The organism is Paenibacillus albicereus (genome assembly GCF_012676905.1).
Lineage (GTDB): Bacteria > Bacillota > Bacilli > Paenibacillales > Paenibacillaceae > Paenibacillus_O > Paenibacillus_O albicereus.
This window is the reverse complement of record NZ_CP051428.1, coordinates 287,501-313,296: the sequence shown is the minus strand read 5'-3', so window position 1 is coordinate 313,296 and position 25,796 is coordinate 287,501. Positions and strand designations below refer to the sequence as shown.

Annotated in this window: 22 protein-coding genes, 6 tRNA genes and 1 rRNA gene (1 of these 29 cut by a window edge); 1 reads left to right on the top strand and 28 read right to left on the bottom strand. The window is 62.0% G+C overall.

Annotation, left to right across the window (positions count from 1 at the left end):
* Positions 1-5 precede the first annotated feature (5 nt).
* The 19 genes from HGI30_RS01435 to hprK form a co-directional block, all read right to left on the bottom strand.
* Positions 6-995, bottom strand: coding sequence for a gluconeogenesis factor YvcK family protein (locus HGI30_RS01435; RefSeq protein ID WP_168906066.1), 990 nt, complete (start codon positions 993-995; stop codon positions 6-8).
* Positions 996-1,007: 12 nt separating this feature from the next.
* Complete coding sequence (gene rapZ / locus HGI30_RS01430) at positions 1,008-1,889, bottom strand: RNase adapter RapZ (RefSeq protein ID WP_168906065.1); 882 nt, start codon at positions 1,887-1,889, stop codon at positions 1,008-1,010.
* A 64-nt stretch (positions 1,890-1,953) separates the two neighbouring features.
* Complete coding sequence (locus HGI30_RS01425; protein WP_168906064.1) at positions 1,954-2,904, bottom strand: ROK family glucokinase; 951 nt, start codon at positions 2,902-2,904, stop codon at positions 1,954-1,956.
* A 324-nt stretch (positions 2,905-3,228) separates the two neighbouring features.
* Entirely contained in the window at positions 3,229-4,176 is a 948-nt protein-coding gene (trxB, locus tag HGI30_RS01420; protein ID WP_168906063.1) for a thioredoxin-disulfide reductase, read from the bottom strand.
* Between the two features lie 101 nt (positions 4,177-4,277).
* Entirely contained in the window at positions 4,278-5,996 is a 1,719-nt protein-coding gene (locus tag HGI30_RS01415) for a tetratricopeptide repeat protein (RefSeq protein WP_168906062.1), read from the bottom strand.
* A gap of 157 nt (positions 5,997-6,153) precedes the next feature.
* Positions 6,154-7,104, bottom strand: coding sequence for a ribose-phosphate diphosphokinase (locus HGI30_RS01410; protein WP_168906061.1), 951 nt, complete (start codon positions 7,102-7,104; stop codon positions 6,154-6,156).
* 95 nt (positions 7,105-7,199) lie between these two features.
* Positions 7,200-8,006, bottom strand: a complete 807-nt coding sequence (hisJ, locus tag HGI30_RS01405) for a histidinol-phosphatase HisJ (protein WP_168909659.1) — start codon at positions 8,004-8,006, stop codon at positions 7,200-7,202.
* 214 nt (positions 8,007-8,220) lie between these two features.
* Positions 8,221-8,922 (bottom strand): bifunctional phosphoribosyl-AMP cyclohydrolase/phosphoribosyl-ATP diphosphatase HisIE, encoded by a 702-nt coding sequence (gene hisIE / locus HGI30_RS01400; RefSeq protein ID WP_168906060.1) that lies wholly within the window; start codon positions 8,920-8,922, stop codon positions 8,221-8,223.
* Positions 8,919-9,677: an imidazole glycerol phosphate synthase subunit HisF gene (hisF, locus tag HGI30_RS01395; protein WP_168906059.1), complete on the bottom strand. Its 759-nt coding sequence runs from the start codon at positions 9,675-9,677 to the stop codon at positions 8,919-8,921. The genes hisIE and hisF overlap by 4 nt, the downstream gene beginning before the upstream one ends.
* An 18-nt stretch (positions 9,678-9,695) precedes the next feature.
* Positions 9,696-10,445 carry a 1-(5-phosphoribosyl)-5-[(5-phosphoribosylamino)methylideneamino]imidazole-4-carboxamide isomerase gene (hisA, locus tag HGI30_RS01390; RefSeq protein ID WP_168906058.1) on the bottom strand — a complete coding sequence of 250 codons (750 nt, stop codon included), beginning with the start codon at positions 10,443-10,445 and terminating at the stop codon, positions 9,696-9,698.
* Positions 10,446-10,475: 30 nt separating this feature from the next.
* Positions 10,476-11,108, bottom strand: a complete 633-nt coding sequence (gene hisH, locus HGI30_RS01385; protein ID WP_168906057.1) for an imidazole glycerol phosphate synthase subunit HisH — start codon at positions 11,106-11,108, stop codon at positions 10,476-10,478.
* 1 nt (position 11,109) lies between these two features.
* The gene (gene hisB, locus HGI30_RS01380; protein ID WP_168906056.1) at positions 11,110-11,721 is read right to left on the bottom strand and encodes an imidazoleglycerol-phosphate dehydratase HisB; all 612 of its coding nucleotides are present in this window, start codon (positions 11,719-11,721) and stop codon (positions 11,110-11,112) included.
* 2 nt (positions 11,722-11,723) lie between these two features.
* The gene (gene hisD, locus HGI30_RS01375; protein ID WP_168906055.1) at positions 11,724-13,052 is read right to left on the bottom strand and encodes a histidinol dehydrogenase; all 1,329 of its coding nucleotides are present in this window, start codon (positions 13,050-13,052) and stop codon (positions 11,724-11,726) included.
* A 27-nt stretch (positions 13,053-13,079) separates the two neighbouring features.
* A complete protein-coding gene (hisG, locus tag HGI30_RS01370; RefSeq protein WP_168906054.1) occupies positions 13,080-13,721 on the bottom strand; it encodes an ATP phosphoribosyltransferase in 642 nt (213 codons plus the stop codon).
* Entirely contained in the window at positions 13,718-14,995 is a 1,278-nt protein-coding gene (locus HGI30_RS01365; protein WP_168906053.1) for an ATP phosphoribosyltransferase regulatory subunit, read from the bottom strand. Before HGI30_RS01365 ends, hisG begins: the two co-directional genes overlap by 4 nt.
* 230 nt (positions 14,996-15,225) lie before the next feature.
* Entirely contained in the window at positions 15,226-15,720 is a 495-nt protein-coding gene (locus HGI30_RS01360) for an acyltransferase (RefSeq protein WP_168906052.1), read from the bottom strand.
* Positions 15,717-16,379: an HAD-IA family hydrolase gene (locus HGI30_RS01355; RefSeq protein WP_168906051.1), complete on the bottom strand. Its 663-nt coding sequence runs from the start codon at positions 16,377-16,379 to the stop codon at positions 15,717-15,719. The genes HGI30_RS01360 and HGI30_RS01355 overlap by 4 nt, the downstream gene beginning before the upstream one ends.
* A complete protein-coding gene (gene lgt / locus HGI30_RS01350) occupies positions 16,348-17,373 on the bottom strand; it encodes a prolipoprotein diacylglyceryl transferase (protein WP_168906050.1) in 1,026 nt (341 codons plus the stop codon). The genes HGI30_RS01355 and lgt overlap by 32 nt, the downstream gene beginning before the upstream one ends.
* 24 nt (positions 17,374-17,397) lie before the next feature.
* Positions 17,398-18,336 carry an HPr(Ser) kinase/phosphatase gene (gene hprK, locus HGI30_RS01345; protein WP_168906049.1) on the bottom strand — a complete coding sequence of 313 codons (939 nt, stop codon included), beginning with the start codon at positions 18,334-18,336 and terminating at the stop codon, positions 17,398-17,400.
* A gap of 674 nt (positions 18,337-19,010) precedes the next feature.
* Between hprK and nagZ the strand changes: the two genes are divergently transcribed.
* Positions 19,011-20,090, top strand: coding sequence for a beta-N-acetylhexosaminidase (gene nagZ / locus HGI30_RS01340; protein WP_168906048.1), 1,080 nt, complete (start codon positions 19,011-19,013; stop codon positions 20,088-20,090).
* 84 nt (positions 20,091-20,174) lie between these two features.
* Here the strand turns inward: nagZ and HGI30_RS01335 are convergent, their stop codons facing one another.
* The 9 genes from HGI30_RS01335 to HGI30_RS01295 form a co-directional block, all read right to left on the bottom strand.
* On the bottom strand, positions 20,175-21,296 hold the full coding sequence (locus HGI30_RS01335) for an ABC transporter ATP-binding protein (RefSeq protein WP_168906047.1): 1,122 nt from the start codon (positions 21,294-21,296) through the stop codon (positions 20,175-20,177).
* Between the two features lie 107 nt (positions 21,297-21,403).
* Positions 21,404-22,504 carry a PucR family transcriptional regulator gene (locus tag HGI30_RS01330; protein ID WP_168906046.1) on the bottom strand — a complete coding sequence of 367 codons (1,101 nt, stop codon included), beginning with the start codon at positions 22,502-22,504 and terminating at the stop codon, positions 21,404-21,406.
* Positions 22,505-22,658: 154 nt separating this feature from the next.
* Positions 22,659-22,734 (bottom strand) — tRNA-Lys (locus HGI30_RS01325).
* Between the two features lie 12 nt (positions 22,735-22,746).
* Positions 22,747-22,832, bottom strand: a tRNA-Tyr gene (locus HGI30_RS01320).
* Positions 22,833-22,876: 44 nt separating this feature from the next.
* Positions 22,877-22,952, bottom strand: a tRNA-Phe gene (locus tag HGI30_RS01315).
* A gap of 17 nt (positions 22,953-22,969) precedes the next feature.
* Positions 22,970-23,046, bottom strand: a tRNA-Asp gene (locus HGI30_RS01310).
* Between the two features lie 9 nt (positions 23,047-23,055).
* Positions 23,056-23,131: transfer RNA gene (locus tag HGI30_RS01305), tRNA-Val, on the bottom strand.
* Between the two features lie 7 nt (positions 23,132-23,138).
* Positions 23,139-23,215 (bottom strand) — tRNA-Met (locus HGI30_RS01300).
* Between the two features lie 140 nt (positions 23,216-23,355).
* Positions 23,356-25,796, bottom strand: a 23S ribosomal RNA gene (locus HGI30_RS01295) (it continues 484 nt past the right edge of the window).

Here is a 25,796-nt window from a genome sequence, read left to right as displayed (position 1 = left end):
CTCTCTCACCCCTTTCGGTCCATCCAGCTGTCGACGAGCTGGTAAATATGATGGCTCAGCCGCACGGCGTCATGACGCAGATAGGTGCGGAACAGCACGAGCCGATCGGCGATGACCTTGTAGCCTTGGCGCGTCACCTCGTCGAGATCGAGCTGGACCGCCTGGGCGCCCATCTCGGCATAGCGGTCCTGCACCTGCGGCGGAATCTCGCCGTCGTTGACGATGATGTAGTCGAACAGCTGGTGGCCGACATGGCGCTCGATCGCCTCCAGATGGTCGCTCACGGCGTAGCCGTCCGTCTCTCCCGGCTGGGTCATGACGTTGCAGATGAAAATCTTGATCGCGCTCGACTGCACGATGCACTCGGCGAGCTTGGGCACGAGCAGGTTCGGGATGATGCTCGTGTACAGGCTGCCCGGCCCGATCAGGATGGCATCCGCCTCCTGGATCGCCTGGCATGCCTCCTCGAGCGGCTCCACGTCCGGCGGTTCGATGAACACCCGCTTGATCGGCTGGCCGGCCAGCGGGATGCTCGACTCGCCTTCGACGATCGATCCGTCCTCGAGCTCCGCCTTGAGCACGATCGACTGGTCGGACGCCGGCAGCACCGTGCCGCGCACGGCAAGCACCCGGCTGAGCTCGCGGATGCCGGTGACGAAGTCGCCGGAGATATCCGTCATCGCCGCCAGCATCAGGTTGCCCAGACTGTGCCCCGCCAAGCCGGTTCCATTGGAGAAACGGTATTGAAGCATTTCGGAGAGCAGCGGCTCTACGTCCGCGAGCGCGATCAGCACGTTCCTGATGTCGCCCGGAGGCGGCATCTGCAGCTCGCTTCGCAGCACGCCGGAGCTGCCGCCGTCGTCGGCGACGGTGACGATTGCCGTGATGTCGAGAGGCTTTTCCTTCAATCCCCGGAGCATGACCGACAGGCCCGTGCCGCCTCCGATGACGACGATCTTGGGGTTTTTCGGGTCCGCGGACCTTTTTCTTGCCATTGCCATCCCGCCTTAGGGGCGATCGCGGTCAGCATCGCGATGGCTGACCCGGACCGTCTCCGTCTCGCTGCTGCCGAGCATCCGCCCGAGATATTCCGCTATGGCCACGGAGCGGTGCTTGCCTCCCGTGCAGCCGATGCCGATGACGACCTGGCTCTTGCCTTCCTTGCGGTATAAAGGAATGAGGAACTGGAGCATATCCAGCAGCTTCGTCAAGAACATCTGGGTGTCAGGCCATTTCATAACATATTCATATACATCGGGCTCCCGTCCGGTGCGTGGACGAAGGTGGTCCACGTAATGCGGGTTCGGCAGGAAGCGCACGTCATAGATCAGGTCGGCATCGATCGGAATGCCGTACTTGAAGCCGAACGAGGTGACATTGATGGAGAACCCGGCCTGCTTGAGGGTCGTGAAGCGCGAGATGATCGCTTCCTTGAGCTGGGCAGGCTTGAGGTTGCTTGTATCGATGATCTGGGTCGCCGAGTCCTTGAGCTCCTCCAGCAGCCGGCGCTCCATCGCGATGCCGTCCAGCGGCAGGCCCTCGGGGGCGAGCGGATGGCGGCGGCGGCTTTCCTTGTAGCGGCGCACCAGCACGTTGTCGGTCGCGTCGAGGAACAGGATTTCGTACGGAATCGTGAAATGAGTGCGGATATGCTCCAGCGAGTCCGCCAGCGCCGTGAAGAACTCCCGTCCGCGGAGGTCGATGACGAGCGCGACCTTGGCGATCTTGCCGCTCGAGCCGTCGATCAGCTCCGCGAATTTCGGAATGAGGACGGGGGGCAGATTGTCGACGCAGAAGAAGCCGAGATCCTCGAGGCTTTGCACCGCGATCGTTTTTCCTGCTCCGGACATGCCGGTGATGATGACGAGCTGAGGCGAGTTGGTTTCCATCGGGATTCCCCTTCCTGCGGCTGGATCAAGCCGAAAAGCCGCCGCGGCGCGGCGGCAGGCCGGACTAGGAGCGGAGGATCAGGCCGGCCGCTCCGACGACGCCGGCATTGTTGCCGAGCGTAGCCGCGACGATCTCGACGCCTTCCTTGGCTTCCGGCTGCGTGTACTTGGCGAACACTTCGCGGATCTGGTCGAACAGGAAGTCTCCGGCTTTGGCGACGCCGCCGCCGACGATGAAGCGCTGCGGGTTGAGCGTGACCGCCGTCGCCGCCATCGAGCGCCCGAGGTAGTAGGCTGCGCGGTTGACGATGCGCGCCGCGACCTCGTCGCCTTCCTTGGCGGCGTCGATGACTTCCTTGGCCATGAGGTTCGGGACGAGCGAGAGGCTCGTCTTGTCGCCGCGGGCAACGGCGTCCTTGGCCATGCGGATGATGCCCGTCGCCGAGGAGACCGTCTCCAGGCAGCCCGTCATGCCGCAGGTGCACTGGATCGCTTCCAGATCGGGCACGATCGACATGTGGCCGAGCTCGCCGGCCATGCCGTTATAGCCCTCGTAGATGCGGCCGCCGATGATGACGCCGCCGCCGACGCCCGTGCCGAGCGTGTAGCAGACGCAGTTCGGCACGCCGCGTCCGGCTCCGGCCCAAGCTTCGCCGAGCGCGGCCACGTTGGCGTCGTTGTTCACCTTGACGGTGACGCCGAGCTGGTCCTCGAGCATCTGCTTCAGAGGCACGTTGCGTATGTTCAAATTATTGGAGAACTTCACGATGCCGTTCGGAATGTCGAGAAATCCGGCGATTCCGATGCCGACGCCGCCTACCTGCTCCCAGGAATGTCCGGTCGCTTCGACGATATGGCGTACGTACTTGACGATATTGTCGACGATGCGGTCCGCCCCATGGCTCGCTTCGGTCGGTCCCTCGTACGTCTGGAGCAGATCGCCGGCCGCGCTGCATACTCCAACTTTAATGGCGGTGCCGCCGATATCTGCTCCAACGTAGATCGTCTCTGACATGTGATAGCCACCTCAACTGATTAAGTTTAACTTCTTTAGCTACTATAAGCGAAGGCATGGGTTAGGTCAAGGTAACAACGCACCCCGGCGGGCCGCGCCGCGCCGCGTTTAGGAGCGGGCAGCGAGCGTGTTTCAGCACGCAGGGCGGCCTATTTTCCAAGCGCTCCGCAAGCGGTTACGCGGTTGGCGGACAGGCGGTTGACGAGCCGGTATGGCGGGCGGTCGGGATACGATTGGATGTGTTCCGTCCGTCACCCCGTCAAGGCCGTCACGAAAGAAAAAGCGTCCGCCATCCGAAGGGACGGGGACGCTCGCGAGCAAAGCTTAAAGGGATTGGCTCCAGTCGTGCACCATCGAGCCTTCGAGGTATTTCTCGCAGTCCAGAGCCGCTTGGCATCCGCTGCCTGCAGCGGTGATCGCCTGGCGGTATTTCGTATCCTGCACGTCGCCGCAAGCGAACACGCCCGGCACGTTCGTCTCGGTCGTGCCCGGCTTCACGACGATATAGCCGTGATCGTCGGTCTCGACCTGGCCGCCGAGGAATTTCGTGTTCGGCGTGTGCCCGATCGCCACGAAGATGCCGTCCGTCTCGATGAGCTCTTCCTGGCTCGTCTCGTTGTTGCGCACCTTGAGGCCGGTGACGCCGAGCGGCCCGGCGACGACCTCGACCGGCGTGCGGTTGAGCGCGAAGCTGATCTTCTCGTTGTCGCGGGCGCGATCCTGCATGATCTTGGAAGCCCGCATCTCGTCGCGGCGATGCACCAGCTCGACGTCGGTGGCGAAGCGCGTCAGGAAGTTCGCTTCCTCCATGGCGGAATCGCCGCCGCCGACGACGACGATCTTTTTGCCGCGGAAGAAAAAGCCGTCGCAGGTCGCGCATGTGCTGACGCCGCGGCCGACGTTTTCCTTCTCTCCCGGGATGCCCAGGTATCGAGCGGATGCGCCGGTGGAGATGATGAGCGACTCGGCGACGAGCTCGCCCTGTCCTTCCACCTGGATTTTGAACGGACGCTGGGACAGGTCGACGCTGTTGACCCAGCCCGTGCGGAATTCAGCGCCGAACCGCTCCGCCTGCTTGCGCGTGTTGGCCATGAGGTCAGGACCTAGGATGCCTTCAGGGAAACCAGGGAAGTTCTCGACCTCGGTCGTCGTCGTCAGCTGTCCGCCCGGCTCCGGGCCTTCGATGACAAGCGGATTCATATTCGCGCGCGCCAGATAGATGGCTGCGGTGAGACCGGAAGGTCCGGTACCGATAATAATGGATTTGTACACGATGAAACTCCTCCTTGTTGCCTGCTTGATTATAATTATTCTAATTCAAAGCAAGGCGATCCGTCAAAACCGCAGACGATTTTTCATGAAACGTTCATCCATTACTTTTCCCAACGTCCGCAAATCTCATCGATGCGCTTCGCATGCTTGCTCACCGTAGCGGCGGACGCGCCGTAGCGCTCCGCTACCTCTTGGTACGAAACCGTCCGACGATGCTGCTTGGCGGTCAGATATTCGAGCGCGGCCGACCAGCTCTCCGGCTTGGCCACGCGCGGCACATGCGGATAGGCTCGGGCCAGATAGTCGAGCCAGAGCTTCATCATATCGTATTGCTGGAGCACCCCGTAGTCCTTCGCCATATGGCGGTACGCGGTATCGAGCACGGTCTGCCAGCCCGGCTCCCAGCCCGGCAGCGGGCTGCCGTCCTCGCTCGCGCTCTCGGCCATCCAGTCCAGCATCCGGCGGCATCCGCCCAGGACGGCAGGCACCGGCTCGTCCATGCCGAGCTTGCGCAGCACGAACAGCGCGATGCGCTTGAGATCGTCTTCCTCGTCCGGCTCCAGCAAGAACGCCCGCAGCGCCTCCTGCACCTCGCCGTCCCCGATCGCCGCGAGCGCCTGAATGACCTGCAGCTTCGTCTTGCGGTCGCCGTGGCGCAGCGCCCAGAAAAACGACGAGCGAACGAGCGGGTTGCTGCTCATCCCTTCGGGCATCGAGTCCGGCGTCCGCTCCCACATGCGGAACTGCTCCTCGAATGGCAGGTGATACTGGTAGCTGGCCGTCTTTCGGGCATCCTGCTCTCTCAGCAGCGGCAGCTGCTCCAGGTAGTACCGGGCTACGTCGGATTCCGGATCGAGCCGCGCCGCCTGCCGCCAGAACCGCCCCGCCTCCTCCAGCCGGTCGGAATGCACGGCCGCCACCGCCGCGTAGTGGTAGAGGGACGCCTCGTGCTCTCCCGATCCCGACTTCAGCAGCCGGCGGAAGTGGCCCAGCGCGCATTCATGCTCTCCTAGGATACCCATCGTCGTCGCGAGCTTAAACACATGCTCCTGATGGAAGGGCACGGTCCGGCGCAGCCGGTCGGCCAGCCGCTCCAGCTGCTCCCGGTCGTCCGCATGCTGGTAGAAGATCGCCAGGTTGCACAGGGCATGGAGGTTGTCCGCTTCCTGCTCCAGCGCCTCGCGAATCGTCTCCATCGCCTGCTCGAGACGCCCCATATAGTAGTAAGCCAGCGCGAGATTGTTGCGCGCCGCCATGAAGTCCGGCGTCCGCTCCAATATCGCTTGCAGCAGCTTGGCCGCCTGGGCGAACTTGCCCTCCTCGAGCAAGGAGCGGGCGCGATCATGATCCGCCGTTCCCTGGCGCGCCTTGATCGTCACGGCTGGAGCCGGACGCTTGAGCTCGTACTGGAGCAGCTCCATCATTTCCTCGGCGTCGTCCAGGTAGTGGCCTTCCTCGTCTTCTTCGAGATAACGCAGCAGTGCCCGCTCGGCCTTGTCGTACTGCTCCATGTTGGCGTAGTTGTTGGCCATATAAAAGAAGCATTCCGTCATCGACGGATCCAGCGTCTCTATAATCTCGACGAGAATCCGGTTGGATTCCTCGTATTGGCCCGTCTCCGACAGGATTCCGGCCAGATTGCAATGATTGACCGGGTTGTCCGGCTCGTACTCCGCGGCTCTGCGGAAATATTTCAGCGCCTTGTCGTAGTGATAGCGGTCCATCGAGCGCACCGCACGCTCGAAGAAGAACGTCGCGTCCCACTGGATCGGTATAATCTTCGCTGCCTGGTCCGCAGCCGCCCTGTTGTCCTCTTTCACCCGCCAAGGCACCTCCTCTTATGACCTTTATCCATTGAACGCACATGATTATACCATAACGAATTGCACGACACACGGTAGAAAATGAGGATGGGAAACGTCAAAAAACGGAAGGCCGCGAATGGCCTTCCGTTCTTCGGAAGAGCAGGTGAGCCGGTCAGACGCCGGCATTTTTGAACAGGGTGCTGATCGAGCCGCCCTGCATGATGATCTTGGTGGCATCCGCCAGCATGGGAGCGACGGAGAGCACTTTGAAGCGGTCCGAACGGACCTCCGGCAGCGCGATGGAGTCGGTCACGACGACTTCCTTGATGAGCGGATGATCCAGCTTCTGCAAGGCATTGCCCGAGAACAGCGGATGCGTCGCGCAGACGTAGACGTCCTCGGCGCCGCGCTCTTTGAGTCCCTCGACGACGTTGACGATCGTCGTGCCGGTGTCGATCAAATCCTCGATGATGATCGGGGTCTGGCCTTCGACATCGCCGATGACGTGGGTGATGACGGACTCGTTGTGGGCCGGGCGTTTTTTAATCATGATAGCGAAAGGCGAATCCAGGTAGTTGGCCAGCTTCTCCGCCGTGGAAGCCCGTCCGGCATCAGGGGAAACGACAACGGGATTCTTGATGTTCTTGCTCTTGAGGTGATCGCTGATGAGATCCAGCGCCGTCAGATGGTCCACCGGGATGTTGAAGAAGCCTTGGATAGCCGGAGCATGAAGGTCGATCGTGATGATGCGGGTCGCCCCGACGGTCGTCAGAATGTCCGCCAGCATCTTGGCCGAGATCGGCTCGCGCGGCGCCGATTTGCGTTCTTGGCGCGCGTAGCCGTAGTACGGCATGATGATGTTGATCGTCTTGGCCGACGCGCGCTTGGCGGCATCGATCATGACGAGCAGCTCTACGAGGTTCTCGTTGATCGGGTGGGAGAAAGACTGTACAAGGAACACGTGGCAGTTCCGAATCGTCTCCTCGTAGTGGCAGTAGACCTCTCCGCTCTTGAAGCGGGAAATCGTGATCGCCCCAAGCGGCAGCCCCAGCTCCGCACTGATCTTCCTCGCCAGCTCCGGGTTCGAGGAACCCGAGAAAATTCGCAACTTGTCGCTAAACATGATACCCTCCTGAGCGTTCCAACCAAAAATTTGACATCATCCTGCTAAAGGCCTGCGTGTTCGACACATCTATTATACATCGTGAGCCGCAGATTTCAAAAAGGAATCGGGAAGCGCTTGCGATCGCGGAACGTAAGCAGCTGGGAGTATCCGGCCTCCCGCAGCGCCTCGCGCGCTTCGGGCAAGTACTGCTCGAGCCGCTCCGGCTGGTGGCAGTCGGAGCCGATCGTGACCGGAATGCCGAGCTCATGCGCGCGCTTCAGCATGCGCGGGCCCGGAAACATCTCCGCGCACGGCAGGCGCAGGCCCGAGGCGTTGAGCTCGATCGCCATGCCGGCCTCTGCGACCGCCTGCAGCGCGGCGTCCTCGAGATGCGTCACGTCCTGCTCCGGCGCGTAGCCGAACCGCTTGATGACGTCGATATGCCCGATGTAGTCGTAGAAGCCGGTCCGCGCCGCCTTGATGACGGCATCGTAGTACTGCTCGTACGTCCTCAGCCGGTCGCGGCCTTCCCAGCCCGCCGTCTGCCGGTAGTCGGTGATGTCCCACGTGCCGAGGAAATGGACCGAGCCGATGACGTAATCCCACGGATAAGCCTCGATGATCGCCCGGATCGGCTCCTCATAGCCCTCGATGTAGTCTCCCTCGAGGCCGAGGCGGATATCGATCTGGCCGCGGTACTTCTCCCGCAGCTCGAGCACCTCCTCGACGTAGCGGGGAAGCTCCTCCATCGGCATGGCCATTTCGGGGTAATAGTCCTCCGGCTTCACATGCAGCAGCGGCATGTGGTCGGACAGGCCGATCTGCGCGAGGCCGCTGCGGATGCCCTGGAGGACATAGTCCTCCAGCTTGCCGACCGCATGGCCGCAGCGCTCGTGATGGGTATGGTAGTCGATGCGGATCGTCATGGACGGACTCCTTTCCTGCTCTCGCCAGGGCAGCCTCCCCTAGCGCTCTCGTTCCGGCATCTCCCGGAACTCGCTGCTAAGCGCTCTCGTTCCAGCATCTCCCGGAACTCGCTGCTAACCGCTCTCGTTCCGGCATCTCCCGGAACTCGCTGCTCACCGCTTCTCGCTTAGAGGGCTCCGGCCAACCTGCCGGGGCCCTCTAAGCTCGCTAACGATTCATCTTGTTCGTCGTCGGCTGGCCGTGGCGCTCGCGGAGCACCGCCATCACCTCGTCGAAAGCGAGGCCCCGCTCGCGAAGCAGCACCATCAGGTGGAACAGCAGGTCGCCCGCCTCCGCGCGAAGCTCCTCGTTGTCGCCGTTCTTGGCGGCGATGACGACCTCGATGCTCTCCTCGCCGAACTTCTTGAGGATTTTGTCGAGCCCCTTTTCGAACAAGTACGTCGTATATGCGCCGTCCGGACGCTCCGCATATCGCTGGGCGATCGTGCTCTCCAGCTCGCCGAGCATCGCGAAGCGGTCTACGTCCGAAGCTTCCGCGCCAGCCTCGCCTCCAGCCACCGGAAGCGCGTTGTGGAAGCAGCTGTACGCGCCGGTGTGGCAGGCCGGCCCCTGCTGCTCGACGCGCACGAGCAGCGTGTCGCCGTCGCAGTCGTAGCGGATCGAGCAGATGCGCTGCGTATGTCCGCTCGTCGCCCCTTTATGCCACAGCTCCTGACGCGAGCGGCTCCAGTACCACGTCTCGCCGCTCTCCAGCGAGAGGCGCAGCGATTCCTCGCTCATGTAGGCGAGCATGAGCACTTCCTTCGTGACCGCGTCCTGCACGACGGCCGGCACGAGGCCGGCCGAGTCGTACTTGATGCGGCTCAGATCGAGCGCGAGCCCGCCTGACGCCTGCTGATCCTTGCTCATCGTACCGCCACTCCTTCCTGCCGCAGCTCGTCCTTGACCTCGGCGATCGTCAGCTCCTTATAGTGGAAGATCGTCGCCGCCAGTCCCGCATCCGCGCCAGCTTCCCGGAACACCTCGCCGAAATGCTCCTTGCGCCCCGCCCCGCCCGAGGCGATGACCGGAATGCCGACCGACTGCGACACCGCGCGCGTGAGCGCGAGGTCGAAGCCGTCCTTGGTGCCGTCCGCATCCATGCTCGTCAGCAGCAGCTCGCCGGCACCGAGCTCCTCGGCGCGCCGTACCCATTCCAGCGCCCGCTGCCCCGTCGGCTTGCGGCCGCCGTGCGTATAGACCTCCCACTCTCCCCATTCCGGGTTGAAGCGGGCATCCACGGCTACGACGATGCACTGCGAGCCGAAGCGGCGCGCCCCGTCCGATATGAGCTGCGGATTCAGCACCGCCGCCGTATTGATGCCGATCTTGTCCGCGCCCGCGCGCAGGATGCGCTTCATGTCGTCCGTCTGCGAGATGCCGCCGCCCACCGTGAACGGAATCGTGATCTCGCCCGCCGTGCGGCGGACGACCTCGATCATCGTCGCCCTTCCTTCCACCGAAGCGGAGATGTCGAGGAACACGAGCTCGTCCGCTCCTTCGCGGTCATAGATGGAGGCGAGCTCGACCGGATCTCCGGCATCCCGCAGGTTGACGAAATTGACACCTTTGACGACGCGCCCGTCCTTCACGTCGAGGCAAGGAATGATTCGTTTGGCCAGCATGGGCTCACCCTTCTTTCGCTAATTTCCCTGGCGCTGCGGCTGCAGCTCCCGCACCGCGTCCGCGAGCGAGATCGCTCCGGTATACAGCGCCTTGCCGACGATCGCGCCGCTGATGCCCTCCTGGGCGTGCTCGGCCAGCGTGCGCAGATCCTCGATCCGGCTGACGCCGCCCGAGGCGATGACCTCGGCTCCCGAGTAGGCGGCCAGCGAGCGGATCGCCTCCACGTTGGGGCCCTGCATCATGCCGTCGCGGGAGATGTCGGTGAAAATGAACGTTTTCGCGCCTTTGGCCGCGAGCTCCTTGGCCAGCTCCTCGGCCTTGACCTCGCTCGTCTCCAGCCAGCCGCGCGTCGCGACGTAGCCGTTCTTGGCGTCGATGCCGATCGCCACGCGCTCCCCATGCGACGCCAGCACGCGCTCGACGAACGCGCGGTCCTCGATCGCCGCCGTGCCCAGAATGACGCGCGAGACGCCGAGCGACAGCAGCCTTTCGACGTCCGCCTCGGTGCGGAGGCCGCCGCCCAGCTGCACGGGCACCGATACCGAGCGCGCGATCTCGCCGATCAGCTCGGCGTTCACGGGATGGCCCGCCTTGGCGCCGTCGAGGTCGACGAGATGGATCCAAGACGCGCCTTGCGCCTCCCAGTCCCGGGCCGCCTGCACCGGGCTGTCGTTGTAGACGGTCTCCTGGGCGTAGTCGCCCTGCACGAGTCGGACCGCCTTGCCGCCGCGGATATCGATCGCGGGATAGATCGTGAATGTAGACATGTCTTTTCCTCCACTAGCGGGCCTCTCGCCCTATCGGTTGTCTGGTGCCGCCGGCGCGCCGGCCAGCCTCAGGAAGCTGCGCAGCAGGCTCATGCCGAGCTCGCCGCTCTTCTCGGGATGGAACTGCATCCCGGTCACGTTGCCGCGGCCGACGATCGCCGTCACCGGCTGATGGTAGTCCGTCACCGCGATCAGATCGGAAGAATCCGCCGGAAGCGCATGGTAGGAATGCACGAAGTACACATGGCCCTCCTCCAGCCCTTCCAGCAGCGGGCTCTTTTGCCGGAACTCCAGCCGGTTCCACCCCATGTGCGGGATCTTGTACTCGCCCTGAAACCGCACGACGCGGCCCGGGAGCAGTCCCAGCCCTCGATGCGGGCCGTGCTCCTCGCCCTCGTCGAACAGCAGCTGCATGCCGAGGCAGATGCCGAGCAGCGGCTTGCCCGAAGCGGCGAACGCGCGCGTCGCCTCGTCCATGCCGGTCTCGCGCAGGAATTCCATCGCGTCGCCGAACGCGCCGACGCCGGGCAGGATCGCCCCGTCCGCGCTTAGAATCTCCGCCTGCTCGGACGTGACCAGCGCTTCGCAGCCGAGCCGCTCCACCGCCTTGCTGACGCTGTGCAGATTGCCGAGCCCATAGTCGATGACCGCGATCCGGCTCATGCTAGAGCACTCCCTTGGTGGAGGGCACGCCCTGCACGCGGGGATCGATGGAAGTCGCCTCGTCGAGCGCGCGTCCGAGCGCCTTGAACACCGCCTCGATCATGTGATGCGTGTTTTTGCCGTAGTGCACGATGACATGCAGCGTGAAGCGGCCCTCGAGCGCCAGCTTCCAGAGGAACTCATGGACGAGCTCGGTGGAGAAGCTGCCGACCTGCTGGGAAGGATACTCGGCCCGGTATTCGAAATGAGGCCGGTTGCTCAGGTCGACGACGACCTGCGCGAGCGCCTCGTCCATCGGCACGAACACGCTCGCGTACCGCTTGATGCCGCGCTTGTCGCCGAGCGCTTCGGCCAGCGTCCGGCCGAGGCAGATGCCGATGTCCTCCACCGTATGGTGGTCGTCGATATCCACGTCGCCGCGGGCGTCGACCTTGAGGTCGAACTGGCCGTGCTTCGTGAACAGGTCCAGCATATGGTTCAAGAACGGCACGTCCGTTTCGATCTCCGATACGCCGGTGCCGTCCACGGCGAACGCCAGCTTGATGTCCGTCTCGTTCGTCTTGCGCGCCACCTCGGCGCGGCGGAGCTCCCGCCCGTTGTCCCCAGTCGCCATCTCTATGCCCTCTTTCCTTCTGTGTTCTCATGTCCGGCCGCGCCTGCGGCCGCTTCCTTGTCCAGCCGCGCCTCGATCGCGCGGGCATGCCCCTCCAGCCCCTCGTGACGGGCCATCGTCATGATGTGCGCCCCGTCCCGCAGCAGCGCCTCGCGGCTGTACGAGATGAGGCTCGACTTCTTGACGAAGTCGTCCACGTTCACCGGCGAGCTGAAGCGTGCCGTCCCGTTGGTCGGGATGATGTGGTTCGGACCGGCGAAGTAATCGCCGACCGGCTCCGAGCTGTACGGCCCGAGGAAGATCGCGCCGGCGTTCTCGATCGAGCCGAGCAGCCCCATCGGATCGGCCGTCATGATCTCCAGATGCTCCGGCGCCAGCCGATTGACGACGTCCACGCCCGCCTGCAGCGAGTCGACGAGCAATACGGCTCCGTGGCGGTCGATCGACTCGCGCGCGATCGCGGCCCGCGGCAGCAGCGGCAGCTGCCGCTCCACCTCTGCGGCGACCGCTTCGGCCAGCGCCGCCGAAGGTGTAATCAGCAGGCTCGACGCCATCTCGTCATGCTCCGCCTGCGACAGCAGGTCCGCCGCGACGTAGGCCGGATCGGCCGTCTCGTCCGCCAGAACCGCGATCTCGCTCGGACCGGCCAGGCTGTCGATGTCGACCGCGCCGTACACGGCGCGCTTGGCAAGTGCGACATAGATGTTGCCCGGACCGGTGATCTTGTCGACAGGGGGGATCGTCGCGGTGCCGTAGGCCAGCGCCGCGACGGCCTGCGCGCCGCCGATGCGGTACATCTCCCGCACGCCCGCTTCGGCCGCCGCGACGAGGATGTACGGGTCGATGCCCGGCTTGCCCCCGGTCGCCGGCGGCGTGACCATGACGATCTCCGGCACGCCGGCCACCTGGGCTGGGATGACGTTCATGAGCACCGACGACGGATAGGCTGCCTTGCCGCCCGGCACATAGACGCCGACGCGCTTCAGCGGGCGGATCACCTGCCCGAGCATCGTGCCGTCCGGCTGCACGTCCATCCAGGACTGGCGCTTCTGCCGCTCGTGATAGGCGCGGATGTTGGCCGCCGCCAGGCGCAGCGCCTCGAGGAAGTCCGGCTCGACCCGGCTGTAGGCGGCCTGGATTTCCTCCTCCCCGACCCGCAGCTGCGCCGCGCTCAGCCGCACGCCGTCGTAGCGCTCCGTCAGCTCCAGCAGCGCCTCGTCGCCCCGTGTCCGCAGCGCCTCCACCGTCTGCCGCACCGATTCATTCTGCTCCGGCGTCCCGTACTCGACCTCCCGGCTCAGCTTGAACTGCTCCGCTCGCATGATTCGCATCGCCCTTCTCCCCTTTCCTTCGTATTCCTAGACTCGTGCTGACAGCGTCGCCTGCAGCCGATCGCACAGCGACTGGATGCGGTCGTTCTTCATCCGGTAGCTGACGCGGTTGGCGATCAGGCGGCTCGTGACGCCGAACATCGGCTCCATCTCCACGAGGCCGTTGTCGCGCAGCGTCTGGCCCGTCTCGACCATGTCGACGATCCGATCGGCGAGGCCGATCAGCGGCGCCAGCTCGATCGAGCCGTTCAGCTTGATGACCTCCACCTGCTGGCCGCGCTCGCGGAAGTATTGCGAAGCGACGTTCGGATACTTGGTCGCCACGCGCGGGTTCATGACCGGCTTCCAGTCCGGCAAGCCGATGACCGACATGCGGCACGGCGCAATGCCGAGATCAAGCAGCTCGTAGACGTCTTTGTTTTCCTCCATCAGCACGTCCTTGCCGACGACCCCGATGTCCGCTACGCCGTACTCCACGTAGGTCGGCACGTCGACCGGCTTGGCCATGATGAGCTCCATCCGCGCGTCCGGCACCTCGATGATGAGCTTGCGCGTGTCCTCCAGGTCCTCCTGGATCAGCAGTCCCGCTTCGCGGAAGAGGCGGGACGCCTGCTTGTAGATGCGGCCCTTGGGCATCGCCACCTTGAGGATATCCTTCGTCTCGTTCATCGGCCCGCCCCCTCTCCGGCTTCATCATCGTTGAAAAATGGAACAAAAACCCCGTACGTCTGACCGCCGTACCGGACCGACTCCCCGTCCGGCAGCCTCCGTGCCTTGCGCTCCAATGCCTCTTCCGCAGCTGTGGCGCCCTGACCGTGCTCGCCATGCGCCACGCCCGGCGCCTCCAGCAGCGCCGTTACGACAACGGCGCCCTCTCTGCGGAGGCGGCTCGCCTCGGCCAGCGCTCGCTCGCGCGATGCGGCATCGTAGCCGATCAGGATGCGCCGCTGCGGCTCGCTCTCCTCGCCGACCAGCTCGAGCACGCGCGTCGTCTTGATCGCGAAGCCCGTCGCCGGAGCCGGACGTCCGAACTGCTGCAGCAGGTTGTCGTACCGGCCGCCGGCCGCGACCGGAAAGCCGAGATCCGATGCGTAGCCTTCGAACGTCATGCCCGTATAATAGGAAAAGTCGCCGATCATCGTCAGGTCGATCAGCACATGCTCGCTCACGCCATAGGCGTCCAACACGTCCCAGATTCCGCACAAATGGCCGATCGCGCTGCGTGCCGTCTCGTTGGCGCTAAGCTCCACCGCCTGCTCGCACACCTCGCGTCCGCCGCGCAGGCGCAGCAGCCCCTCCAGCTCCCCCCGCACGCTCTCGGCGAGGCCTATGCGCCGCAGCTCGTCGCGATAGCCGACATGATCGCGGTTCAGCAAATAATCCTTGAGTCGGCTCTGATCGTCCTCCCGGCCCGGCAGTAGCTCCTCCAGCAGCCCGTTCAGGAAGCCGACATGGCCGACGGCCATCCGGAACCGCTGCACGCCGGCCGCCTGCAGCGACGCGATAGCAAGCGCGATCACCTCGGCATCAGCCTCGGCGGACGCATCTCCGACAAACTCCACGCCCGTCTGGAAAAACTCCGCGTCCCGCCCCGCCTCATTCTCGAATGCGCGGAAGACGCTGGCATGATACGACAGCCGCAGCGGAAACTCTTGCTCCCGCAGCAGGGAAGCGACGACCCTCGCGATCGGCGCTGTCATGTCCGAGCGCAGCACGAGCGTCGTGCCGCGGTTGTTGAGCAGCTTGAACAGCCGCTGGTCCGACGTCGAGCTGGCGACGCCGACCGTATCGTAATACTCCAGCGTCGGCGTCATGATCTGCTCATAGCCCCAGCCAGCCATGCAGCTGAGCACGCTGCGCTCGATCTGGCGCAGCTTCGACACGGCGTGAGGCAAGTAATCCTTGACCCCGACCGGTTTTTCAAACACCTTCGGTTTCGACATAAATCATTCTCCTATAGGATCGCGTTATGCTTTAACGCGTTGATGTACTACCATATTACCATACTGCCAAAGTAAAGGTACTGGTTATACTATCACGAACGCCGCTCATCGTCAACCTGCGTTAAGCCGCCTCCGGCCGGCTGTCGCCGGCAGAGGCGGCTCGTGCCGCTTCCATTCCCCTAACGTCCGCTATGGCCGAAGGCTGCTCGGAGCTTGCAAAGTTCCTTCCCTCACCGGTCTGTCCGGTTCCTCTCGATCGGTCGTGCCGGATTGCCTCCGACGAACGCTCCAGCGGGGACATCCCGGTGCACGACCGAGCCGGCCGCTACGACCGCGCCGTCCCCGATCGACACGCCCGGGAGGATCGTCGTATTGGCTCCGATCATCACCTCGTTGCCGATGACGACGTCGCCGAGCCGATACTCGCGGATGAGGTACTCATGCGTCAGGATCGTCGTATTGTAACCGATGATGCAGTTGTCGCCGACGGTGATTCGCTCCGGGAAAAAGACATCGACCATGACCATGAGCGCGAAGGATGTCGTCCGTCCCACCTTCATGCCGAGCACGTTCCGGTAGATCCAGTTCTTGACCGGCAGAGACGGGCAGTACCGCGAAACTTGGATGGCCGCGAAGTTGCGGACGGCCTTGAAGCGGCTGACAGTCCGATATACCTGCCACAGCGCGTTCGGTCCCTCGGTCGGATACCGCTCCACCCGCCTCACGCGGAGCTCGGCTCCAGCCCGACCAGCGCGTACAGATCCCTCATGTCGTACAGCACATGCTCGGCTCCGTAGTCGCGAAGCAGCTGCTCGCCCTTGAGCGACCAGGAGACGCCGACCGGCACCGCGCCGGCTTCGATCGCGGCCTGCATGTCGACCGCGCTGTCGCCGACCATGAACGTCGCCGCCGGATCCGCTCCGAGCCGCACCATCGCGAGCCGCACCGGCTCCGGGTCGGGCTTCGGCCGGGTCACGTCATCCATCGTGACGATGGCGTCCATCAGCTCGAACAGGCCGGTCAGCTTGAGGCCTTTGTCCGTCGTCAGGCGGATTTTCGTCGTGACGACGCCGAGCTGGAAGCCTTCCTGCTTGAGGCGCTGCAGCACTTCGAGCGTATGGGGAAACGGCTTGACGAGATCGTCATGGAGGCGCAGATTCATCTCCCGGTAGATGGGGATCAGATGCGACGAATCCGGCAAGCCGGAAAACAGGTTCATCTGATCGAGCAGCGGCAGCCCCATATGCGGAATCATCTGCTCCCGCCCGAAGCCTTCGGGCGCGACGCCTTGCAGCGCATGCACGAAGCTGCGGATGATGAGCTCGTTCGTATCCAGAATCGTGCCGTCGAGGTCAAACAGTAGGGTTTTGATTTTGCGGGTCATCTTGATTCTCCTTGCGCTTGGCAGCGGCGGCGGTCGCCGTGTCGGATTCCGCGCCGGCCGGCAAGCCGGTCTTGCGGTTGAGGATCGGATCGCTGTATCGCTCCGAGGACCAGCCTGCCCGGCGCCGTACCGCGATCAGGATCACGCAGGCGAGCACGGTCAGCACCGCGATCAGCTGGGAGCTGCGGACGTCGCCGTAGTTCGGATCGAGGAATCCGGCTTGGAAGACAGCGGTCATCGGCGACCAGAGCGCGTCCATCAGCGAAGCGAGCCAGGACGGGCCGTTGAACGCCAAGCTGTCCGTACGCAGCCCTTCGATGAAGAAGCGGCCGATCGAATACCAGATCAGATAGGTGAAGAACACTTCTCCCGACCGCACCCATGGGCGGCGGCGCAGCACGAAGATCAGCGCGATGCCGAGCACGTTCCACAGCGATTCGTACAGGAAGGTCGGATGATGGAACAAGCCGTCCTTCTCGACGTACATCTGGTTCACGATCCAGTCCGGCAGATGCAGCTCGCCGGTGAGGAAGCGCTTGGTGACCGGTCCGCCGTAGGCTTCCTGATTGACGAAGTTGCCCCAGCGTCCGATGATCTGTCCGATGAGCAGCGAGGGCGCGCAGATGTCGGCGATCCGCCAGAAGCTGTAGCCTTTGGCGCGGCAGTAGATCATCGCGCTGATGACGGCGCCGATCAGCGCGCCGTAGATGGCGATGCCGCCGTTCCAGATGGCGAAGATCTCGCCGGGATTCTCGCGGTAGTAGTCCCACTTGAACAGGACGAAATAGGCTCTCGCCGCGATGATGGCCGATGGCACGCCGAGCAGCAGGATATCCATGAAGAAATCGGAGGAAAGCCCGAAGCGCTTGCCCTCGCGGATGGCCAGCAGCAGGCCGGCGAGCGCGCCGAGCCCGAGAATGATGCCGTACCAATGGACCGTGATCGGTCCCAGATTAAAAGCGATAGGGTCAATGAGAAGGCTGATAGGCGTCATCCAGACAGACCTCTTTCCGTTCTATTATTCGTAGTCGTCCATATCGTCGGCGATCGTCTCGGTCAGCTTGTTCGTGAACTGAAGGGCCGCATTGTAGCCCATGCGCTTGAGCCGGTAGTTCATCGCCGCCACCTCGATGATGACCGCCAGGTTGCGACCGGGACGGACCGGCACGGTGACGAGCGGCACGTCGGTCTCGATGATGCGCGTCGTCTCCTCGTCCAGGCCGAGCCGGTCGTACTGCTTGTCCGGCTGCCAGTTCTCCAGCCGAATGACCACGCTGATGCGCTTGTTGTTGCGGATCGCTCCTGCTCCGAACAGCGTCATCACGTTGATGATGCCCAGGCCGCGGATCTCCAGCAGGTGGCGGATCAGCTCCGGCGCGGTGCCGTGCAGCTGGCCGTCCGACGTCTGGCGGATCTCCACCGCGTCGTCGGCGACGAGCCGATGGCCGCGCTTGACGAGCTCGAGCGCCGTTTCGCTCTTGCCGATGCCGCTCCCCCCGGTAATCAGGATGCCCATCCCGTAGACGTCGACGAGCACGCCGTGGATCGTCGTCGTCGGCGCGAGCCGGCGCTCCAGGAAGTTCGTCAGCCGGCTGGAGAAGATCGTCGTCGAAATCTGGCTGCGGAGCACCGGAATCTGCTTCTCCGATGCCTGCTCCAGCAGTTCCGCCGGCGGCTCGAGTCCGCGCGTCAGCAGAATGCACGGCGTCTCGTCATGGCAGAGCCGCTCCAGACGTTCCCGGCGCTCTTCGCTGCCCAGCGTCTCGATGAAGGCGAGCTCGGTCTTGCCGAGCAATTGAACGCGCTCTTTCGGGTAATAATGAAAATAGCCGGCCATTTCCAGAGCAGGCCGGTACAGATCATCGGTCGTGATGTAACGCATCAGCCCGTCCTCGCCGGCCAGGATTTCCAGCTGGAACGGCTGGATCAATTCGGATACCTTCACTTTTTTAGGCATGGAAGCCTCCCTGTATCGATTCCTTATGCAAGACTTATGTAGGAATAATGGTCGTCCTTAGCTCCTTGGCTGTTAGTTCCATCCTAATGGAAATCCGCTTTCGGCGCAACGTAGCCGAGAAGGGACCGCTTTTTCCGCTTTGGGAAGGATTCGCGATCGTCGCCGGAGAAACCTTTTGAAAACGCTTTTCGTCCAATCCTGCAAGCGGATCGTTCCGACTGCGAGTTCCTTTTCCAAGGAGGTGCTGCTTGATGAGATCAACACGAAAGTCCCCGTCGCGGCTGCGTCCCCTGCGGCTCTTGGCCTGCCTGCTGCTTCCTGCAGCGGCAGCGCTGCCGATCGCCTATGCGGCAACTTGGCCGGCGGACTCGCCGGATGCGCTCACAGCAGCCGTTGCCGCCCTCGCGCCGGTATCTGCCGCTCTCTTGGGGCCTGTCCCCTCTGCCGATCAGGTCAGCTCGCCGGCACATGCCCCTGGCTCCTCCTCTGCTGTGGCAGCCGAGCCCGCGCCGCCATATGCCCCTGCTCCATCGACGGCAATGCCCTCCGTGCCCGGATCGCCAACCGCTTCGTTTTCCGCCCCGGCTTCGCCCGCGGCCGCTGCAACCTCCTGGCCCCGCATCTCCGGCCTATCCGCAGCGCAGCAAAAGCAGCTCGCCGATCAGGTGCTGCGGATGGCCACGAAGGAAAAGATCGGCCAGCTGCAGCTTGCCGGCGTTGACGGCCGCATGCCGGATCAAGCGGTCGTACGCCTCATCGAGCAGCGGCAGGTCGGTGGGTTCATCCTGTTCCGCCGCAATATGGAGACGATCTCCAGCACCGTCGCGCTGTTGAATGAGCTCAAGAGACTCAATCGCCAAGCCGGCGGACAGCCGCTCTTTCTTGGCGTAGACGAAGAAGGCGGACGCGTCTCCCGGTTCCCCTCTTCCATGACCCGGCTGCCGGCCAGCGGCACGGTAGGTGCGAGCGGAGATGCCGCATACGCTGGGGCCGTAGGCAGACAGCAGGCTGAACGAGTCAAGGCGTTCGGCTTCAACGTGAACTTCGCCCCGGTGCTGGACGTGAACAGCAATCCCGACAACCCGGTCATCGGCGACCGCTCGTTCGGTGGCAGCCCGGAGCTCGTCGCCAAGCTGGGCATCGCCCAGCTGAAAGCCCATCGGAAGGCTGGCGTTCTCGGTGTCGCTAAGCATTTTCCCGGACATGGGGATACATCCGTCGATTCGCACAAGCAGCTTCCCGTCTTGAACCATTCGATGAGCCGATTGTCAAAAATCGAGCTGGCGCCGTTCGAAGCCGCCATCGAGGAAGACGCGGATGCCGTCATGATCGCGCACATGCTGCTTCCCAAGCTCGATCCCGACTGGCCGGCCACCCTCTCGAGCAAGATCATCGACGGATTGCTGCGAGGCAAGCTCGGCTTCGAAGGGCTCGTCGTCAGCGATGACATGACGATGGGCGCGATCAAGGACAACTATGAGCTGGGCGAAGCGGCGGTGCGGTTCGTGGCCGCTGGCGGAGATGTCGTGCTCGTCAGCCATGATGCTCGGCAAATGCAGCTTGTCCAAGACTCTCTGCAAAAGGCTGTCCAGAACGGGACGATTACGACCCAGAGGCTCAACGACAGCGTGTACCGCATCCTGGCGCTGAAGCTCCGCTACAAGCTCGACGATGCGCCTGCTGCAGTTCCAGAGCTGAAGCGGCTGAACGGCCAAGTCGAAACGGCGCTCGCCCCATATGGCTTCTCTCCCTGAAGCCCCTCGTCCGCCGCTTTCCCGTCCTCGTTCCTCGCCAAAAAAGGCGATCCCGTATGGGATCGCCTTTTTCATTCATCGAAATTAGTTCTCGAACAGGTTCAGCTCGGTCGCTTTGTCGAAGATGTGGACCTTGTTCATGTCCAGCGCCAGCTTGACGGTCGTGCCGTCGCGCATGCCGGAGCGTCCGTCTACGCGAGCGATGACCGTATCGTTGCCGATGCCGTTCAGGTACAGGTACATCTCGTGGCCGAGGTTTTCCGCCACTTCGATGTTCGCCGTCACGATGCTGTTCGGGGATGCTTCCATGAAGACCGGCTCTTCATGCAGGTCTTCTGGACGAACGCCGAGGATGACCTCTTTGCCGGAGAAGCCTTTGTCGCGCAGCGCCTGAGCCTTGCCTTCCGGCAGGACGACGTCCACGCCTGGAGCCTTGAAGCGCAGGGCGCCAGCCACTTCGTTCAGCGTGCCGCTGATGAAGTTCATGGCAGGAGCGCCGATGAAGCCTGCGACGAAGATGTTCACCGGATGGTTGTACAGCTCTTCCGGCGATGCGTTTTGTTGAATGAGTCCGTCCTTCATGACGACGATGCGGTCGCCCATCGTCATGGCTTCGATCTGGTCATGGGTAACGTAGATCGTCGTCGTTTCCAGACGCTTCGTCAGCTTGCTGATCTCGGCGCGCATCTGGCCGCGGAGCTTGGCATCCAAGTTGGAGAGCGGTTCGTCCATCAGGAACACTTGCGGTTCGCGGACGATGGCGCGGCCCAGGGCGACACGCTGGCGCTGACCGCCGGAGAGCGCCTTCGGCTTGCGTTCGAGCAGATGCTCGATGTCGAGAATTTTCGCGGCTTCGCGCACGCGCTTATCGATATCCGCTTTTTTGAACTTGCGCAGCTTCAGGCCGAAGGCCATGTTCTGGTACACGTTCATGTGCGGGTACAGGGCGTAGGATTGGAATACCATCGCGATGTCGCGGTCTTTTGGAGCGACGTCGTTCACGAGGCGGTCGCCGATGAACAGCTTGCCCTCGGAGATTTCTTCAAGGCCAGCGATCATACGAAGAGTGGTGGATTTGCCGCAGCCGGACGGACCGACCAGAACGAGGAATTCCTTGTCCTTGATGTCGAGGTTGATGTCCTTGACCGATGCGTTGTCGGATCCAGGGTATTTCTTGTAAACATGCTCTAAACGTACGCCTGCCATGTTCGTTTCCCCCTATGTGAGTGATGGTGAGTTCCAGTTGTTCCTCTTGTAGCTCCATCTTAACCGAAAATGTAAGCGTGTGACTATGCACAACTCCTACAAAAAAATCAGGGTCTTTTCGTAACTTTATACAATAGCAGAATGACCTTGACCATGACTGCGTCCCGGAAGAGCCTCACGTCCAGGCCGGTCTCCTGCTTGAGCTTGTCCAAGCGGTACAGAAGCGTGTTGCGGTGGATGTACAGCTTTTTGGCCGTCTCGCTCACGTTGCAGTCGAGCGAAAAGAACGTCTCGAGCGTCGTCATGATCTCCGGCTCCACATAATAATCGGAACGGCTGAACGCCTGCTCGACGAATCGAGCGCGGTCCCCTTCCGGAATCGCGCTGATCAGCCTTTCCAAGTGAAGCTCCCAGGGCAGATGTACGCTTGCACCAATCTGAAAGCGGCGTCCAAGCTGCACCGTTTCCCGCAGCAAGGCGGTCGTCTCGACGATCGATTTGGACGGCTGGATCGGAAGGGCGATCGCGATATGGCATTCTCCGAGCCATTCGCTCGCCAGCATCTCATGCAGGCCGAGTCCGATCGAACGAAGGCTCTCCTCCTCCGACTCTTCTTCTTCTCCCGATTCCAGGAGGGTGTCGCTCAGCGGGGCGGTCGGACTCAGAATGAGCCATTCATTGCGCTGCAGCGGCAGGAGGATAATTTCCTCCTCGAAAAACGAGCGAAGCAGCTTGTCCAGCTCGGCGTAAGGCTCGTCGGCGAGGCCGTGATATTCTCGAATGAGCAGAAATGGAATCATCTCCGCATAAAGTCGGCCGCTCATCGTCAGAGCTTCCGGGAGCATGTCCGCTTGCGGACGGTCCAGCTGCTCCATGATCCAGGCTCCGAGAGAAGCCGTCTGCTTCTCCATTCCGGCAGACGCTCCGACCGAAGCTCTATTGGCCTTCACCGTACCCAGCATCAACCCGACCAGGCGCAGCTCGGTCTTGCCTAGCGGCCTCGCTCGCCGGATTTCCAGCACCTCCGCTCGCAGGAGCTCTCCAGCCCCTTGCACCGCCACCGCTCCATCCGGCAGCAGCCGGAACAGATCCGGATCCTCCTCGGGAAGCGTCTCCAGCTGCTGCCATTCCGCTGCTTTATAGGTGCGAAGCTGAAGGTCTGCGTCCAGGATATGCCTCAGTTGTTCCAGCCAGTCTGCCGATGCCATGTGTCATCTCCTGTTCCTGTCTTTGGATGCGCGATTGGATGATCTATGACCCAAGTGTACCATGAAGCGGAGCGGCTCTTCCAACGAGCCTCTATTCCAATCACGTTAAACACAAAAAAAGCCCAGACAGCGTCTGGACTCGAATTGATAAAACTGGTGAGCCATGAAGGACTCGAACCTTCGACACCCTGATTAAAAGTCAGGTGCTCTACCAACTGAGCTAATGGCTCTTGAAAATGAAGTGGTGGAGGGCGATGGATTCGAACCACCGAACTCGTCAGAGAACAGATTTACAGTCTGCTGCGTTTGGCCACTTCGCTAGCCCTCCACAATGCTCTAAGATGCGCCATTGTAGCTCACTTAGAAAACCAATGGTGGCTCGGGACGGAATCGAACCGCCGACACAAGGATTTTCAGTCCTTTGCTCTACCAACTGAGCTACCGAGCCGTATGTTGTTGAAAAAATGGCGGAGCTGACGGGATTCGAACCCGCGGTCTCCTGCGTGACAGGCAGGCATGTTAGGCCTCTACACCACAGCTCCGGGCAATAATGGTGGAAGCTGAGGGGATCGAACCCCCGACCCTCTGCTTGTAAGGCAGATGCTCTCCCAGCTGAGCTAAGCTTCCGTATAAGTGGTAGCGGCAGAGGGGATCGAACCCCCGACCTCACGGGTATGAACCGTACGCTCTAGCCAGCTGAGCTATGCCGCCACATGTTTCAGGACAGGCATCGCCAAATGCCTGCACAACTTGTCCTGCTCTCCGGCACTAGTCCTTGAAGCAAAACGAGCTTGCGCCCTGAAAACTGGATCGAACGAAATGCCGTGATGACCGGCTGTGTCTTGCTTGAATAGGATAAGCCCTCGACCGATTAGTACTCGTCAGCTGCACACGTTGCCGCGCTTCCACCTCGAGCCTATCAACCTGGTCGTCTACCAGGGGTCTTACATACTGGGAAATCTCATCTTGAGGGGGGCTTCGCGCTTAGATGCTTTCAGCGCTTATCCCGTCCGTACGTAGCTACCCAGCGGTGCTCCTGGCGGAACAACTGGTACACCAGCGGTACGTCCATCCCGGTCCTCTCGTACTAAGGACAGCTCCTCTCAAATTTCCTGCGCCCACGACAGATAGGGACCGAACTGTCTCACGACGTTCTGAACCCAGCTCGCGTACCGCTTTAATGGGCGAACAGCCCAACCCTTGGGACCTACTTCAGCCCCAGGATGCGATGAGCCGACATCGAGGTGCCAAACCTCCCCGTCGATGTGGACTCTGGGGGAGATAAGCCTGTTATCCCCAGGGTAGCTTTTATCCGTTGAGCGATGGCCCTTCCATTCGGTACCACCGGATCACTAAGCCCGACTTTCGTCCCTGCTCGACTTGTAGGTCTCGCAGTCAAGCTCCCTTATGCCTTTGCACGCTGCGAATGATTTCCAACCATTCTGAGGGAACCTTTGGGCGCCTCCGTTACATTTTAGGAGGCGACCGCCCCAGTCAAACTGCCCGCCTGACACGGTCCCTGCACCGGTTTCACGGTGCCAGGTTAGAACTCCGATACGATCAGGTGGTATCCCAACGGCGCCTCCTCCGAAGCTGGCGCTCCGGATTCCTAGGCTCCCACCTATCCTGTACAGATCGTACCAAAGTCCAATATCAAGCTGCAGTAAAGCTCCATGGGGTCTTTCCGTCTTGTCGCGGGTAACCTGCATCTTCACAGGTAGTAAAATTTCACCGGATCTCTCGTTGAGACAGCGCCCAAGTCGTTACGCCATTCGTGCGGGTCAGAATTTACCTGACAAGGAATTTCGCTACCTTAGGACCGTTATAGTTACGGCCGCCGTTTACTGGGGCTTCGGTTCACAGCTTCGGGTTGCCCCTAACCGCTCCCCTTAACCTTCCAGCACCGGGCAGGCGTCAGCCCGTATACTTCGCCTTACGGCTTCGCACAGACCTGTGTTTTTGCTAAACAGTCGCTTGGGCCTTTTCACTGCGGCCCCCTCGGGCTATTCACCCTACCGAGGCACCCCTTCTCCCGAAGTTACGGGGTCATGTTGCCGAGTTCCTTAACGAGAGTTACTCCGCGCGCCTTAGCATGCTCTGCTCGCCTACCTGTGTCGGTTTGCGGTACGGGCACCTTCGCCTGGCTAGAGGCTTTTCTTGGCAGCCGGAGATCATGACCTTCGGTACTATAAGTTTCCCTCCCCATCACAGCCCAGCCGTACGGTTTGCGGATTTGCCAACAAACCAGCCTCACTGCTTGACGGACACATCCATCGGTCCGCGTCACTACCCTTCTGCGTCACCCCATTGCTCGTAACGGCTGACGGTGGTACAGGAATATCAACCTGTTGTCCTTCGACTACGCCTTTCGGCCTCGCCTTAGGTCCCGACTTACCCTGAGCGGACGAACCTTCCTCAGGAACCCTTAGGCTTACGGCGGATCAGATTCTCACTGATCTTTTCGTTACTCATACCGGCATTCTCACTTGTGTACTGTCCACCAGTCCTTGCGGTCTGACTTCAACCTATACACAACGCTCCCCTACCCAAGTACCCATTGGTACATGCCATAGCTTCGGTGGTGTGTTTAGCCCCGTTACATTTTCGGCGCAGAGTCACTCGACCAGTGAGCTATTACGCACTCTTTAAATGGTGGCTGCTTCTAAGCCAACATCCTGGTTGTCTGGGCAACTCCACATCCTTTCCCACTTAACACACACTGGGGGACCTTAGCTGATGATCTGGGCTGTTTCCCTCTTGACGATGGATCTTAGCACTCACCGTCTGACTCCCGGTTATACATGACTGGCATTCGGAGTTTGACTGGACTTGGTAACCCTTGGCGGGCCCCGCACCCAATCAGTGCTCTACCTCCAGCATGCTCGACACCGAGGCTAGCCCTAAAGCTATTTCGGGGAGAACCAGCTATTTCCGAGTTCGATTGGAATTTCTCCGCTACCCCCACCTCATCCCCGAATTTTTCAACATTCGTGGGTTCGGGCCTCCAGTGCGTGTTACCGCACCTTCACCCTGGACAGGGGTAGATCACCCGGTTTCGGGTCTACACCCACGTACTGAAGCGCCCTATTCAGACTCGCTTTCGCTGCGGCTCCGTCTTCCCGACTTAACCTTGCACGTGAACGTAACTCGCCGGTTCATTCTACAAAGGCACGCCATCACCCCTAAAACGGGCTCTGACTTGTTGTAAGCGCACGGTTTCAGGTTCTATTTCACTCCGCTCCCGCGGTGCTTTTCACCTTTCCTCACGGTACTGCTTCACTATCGGTCGCCA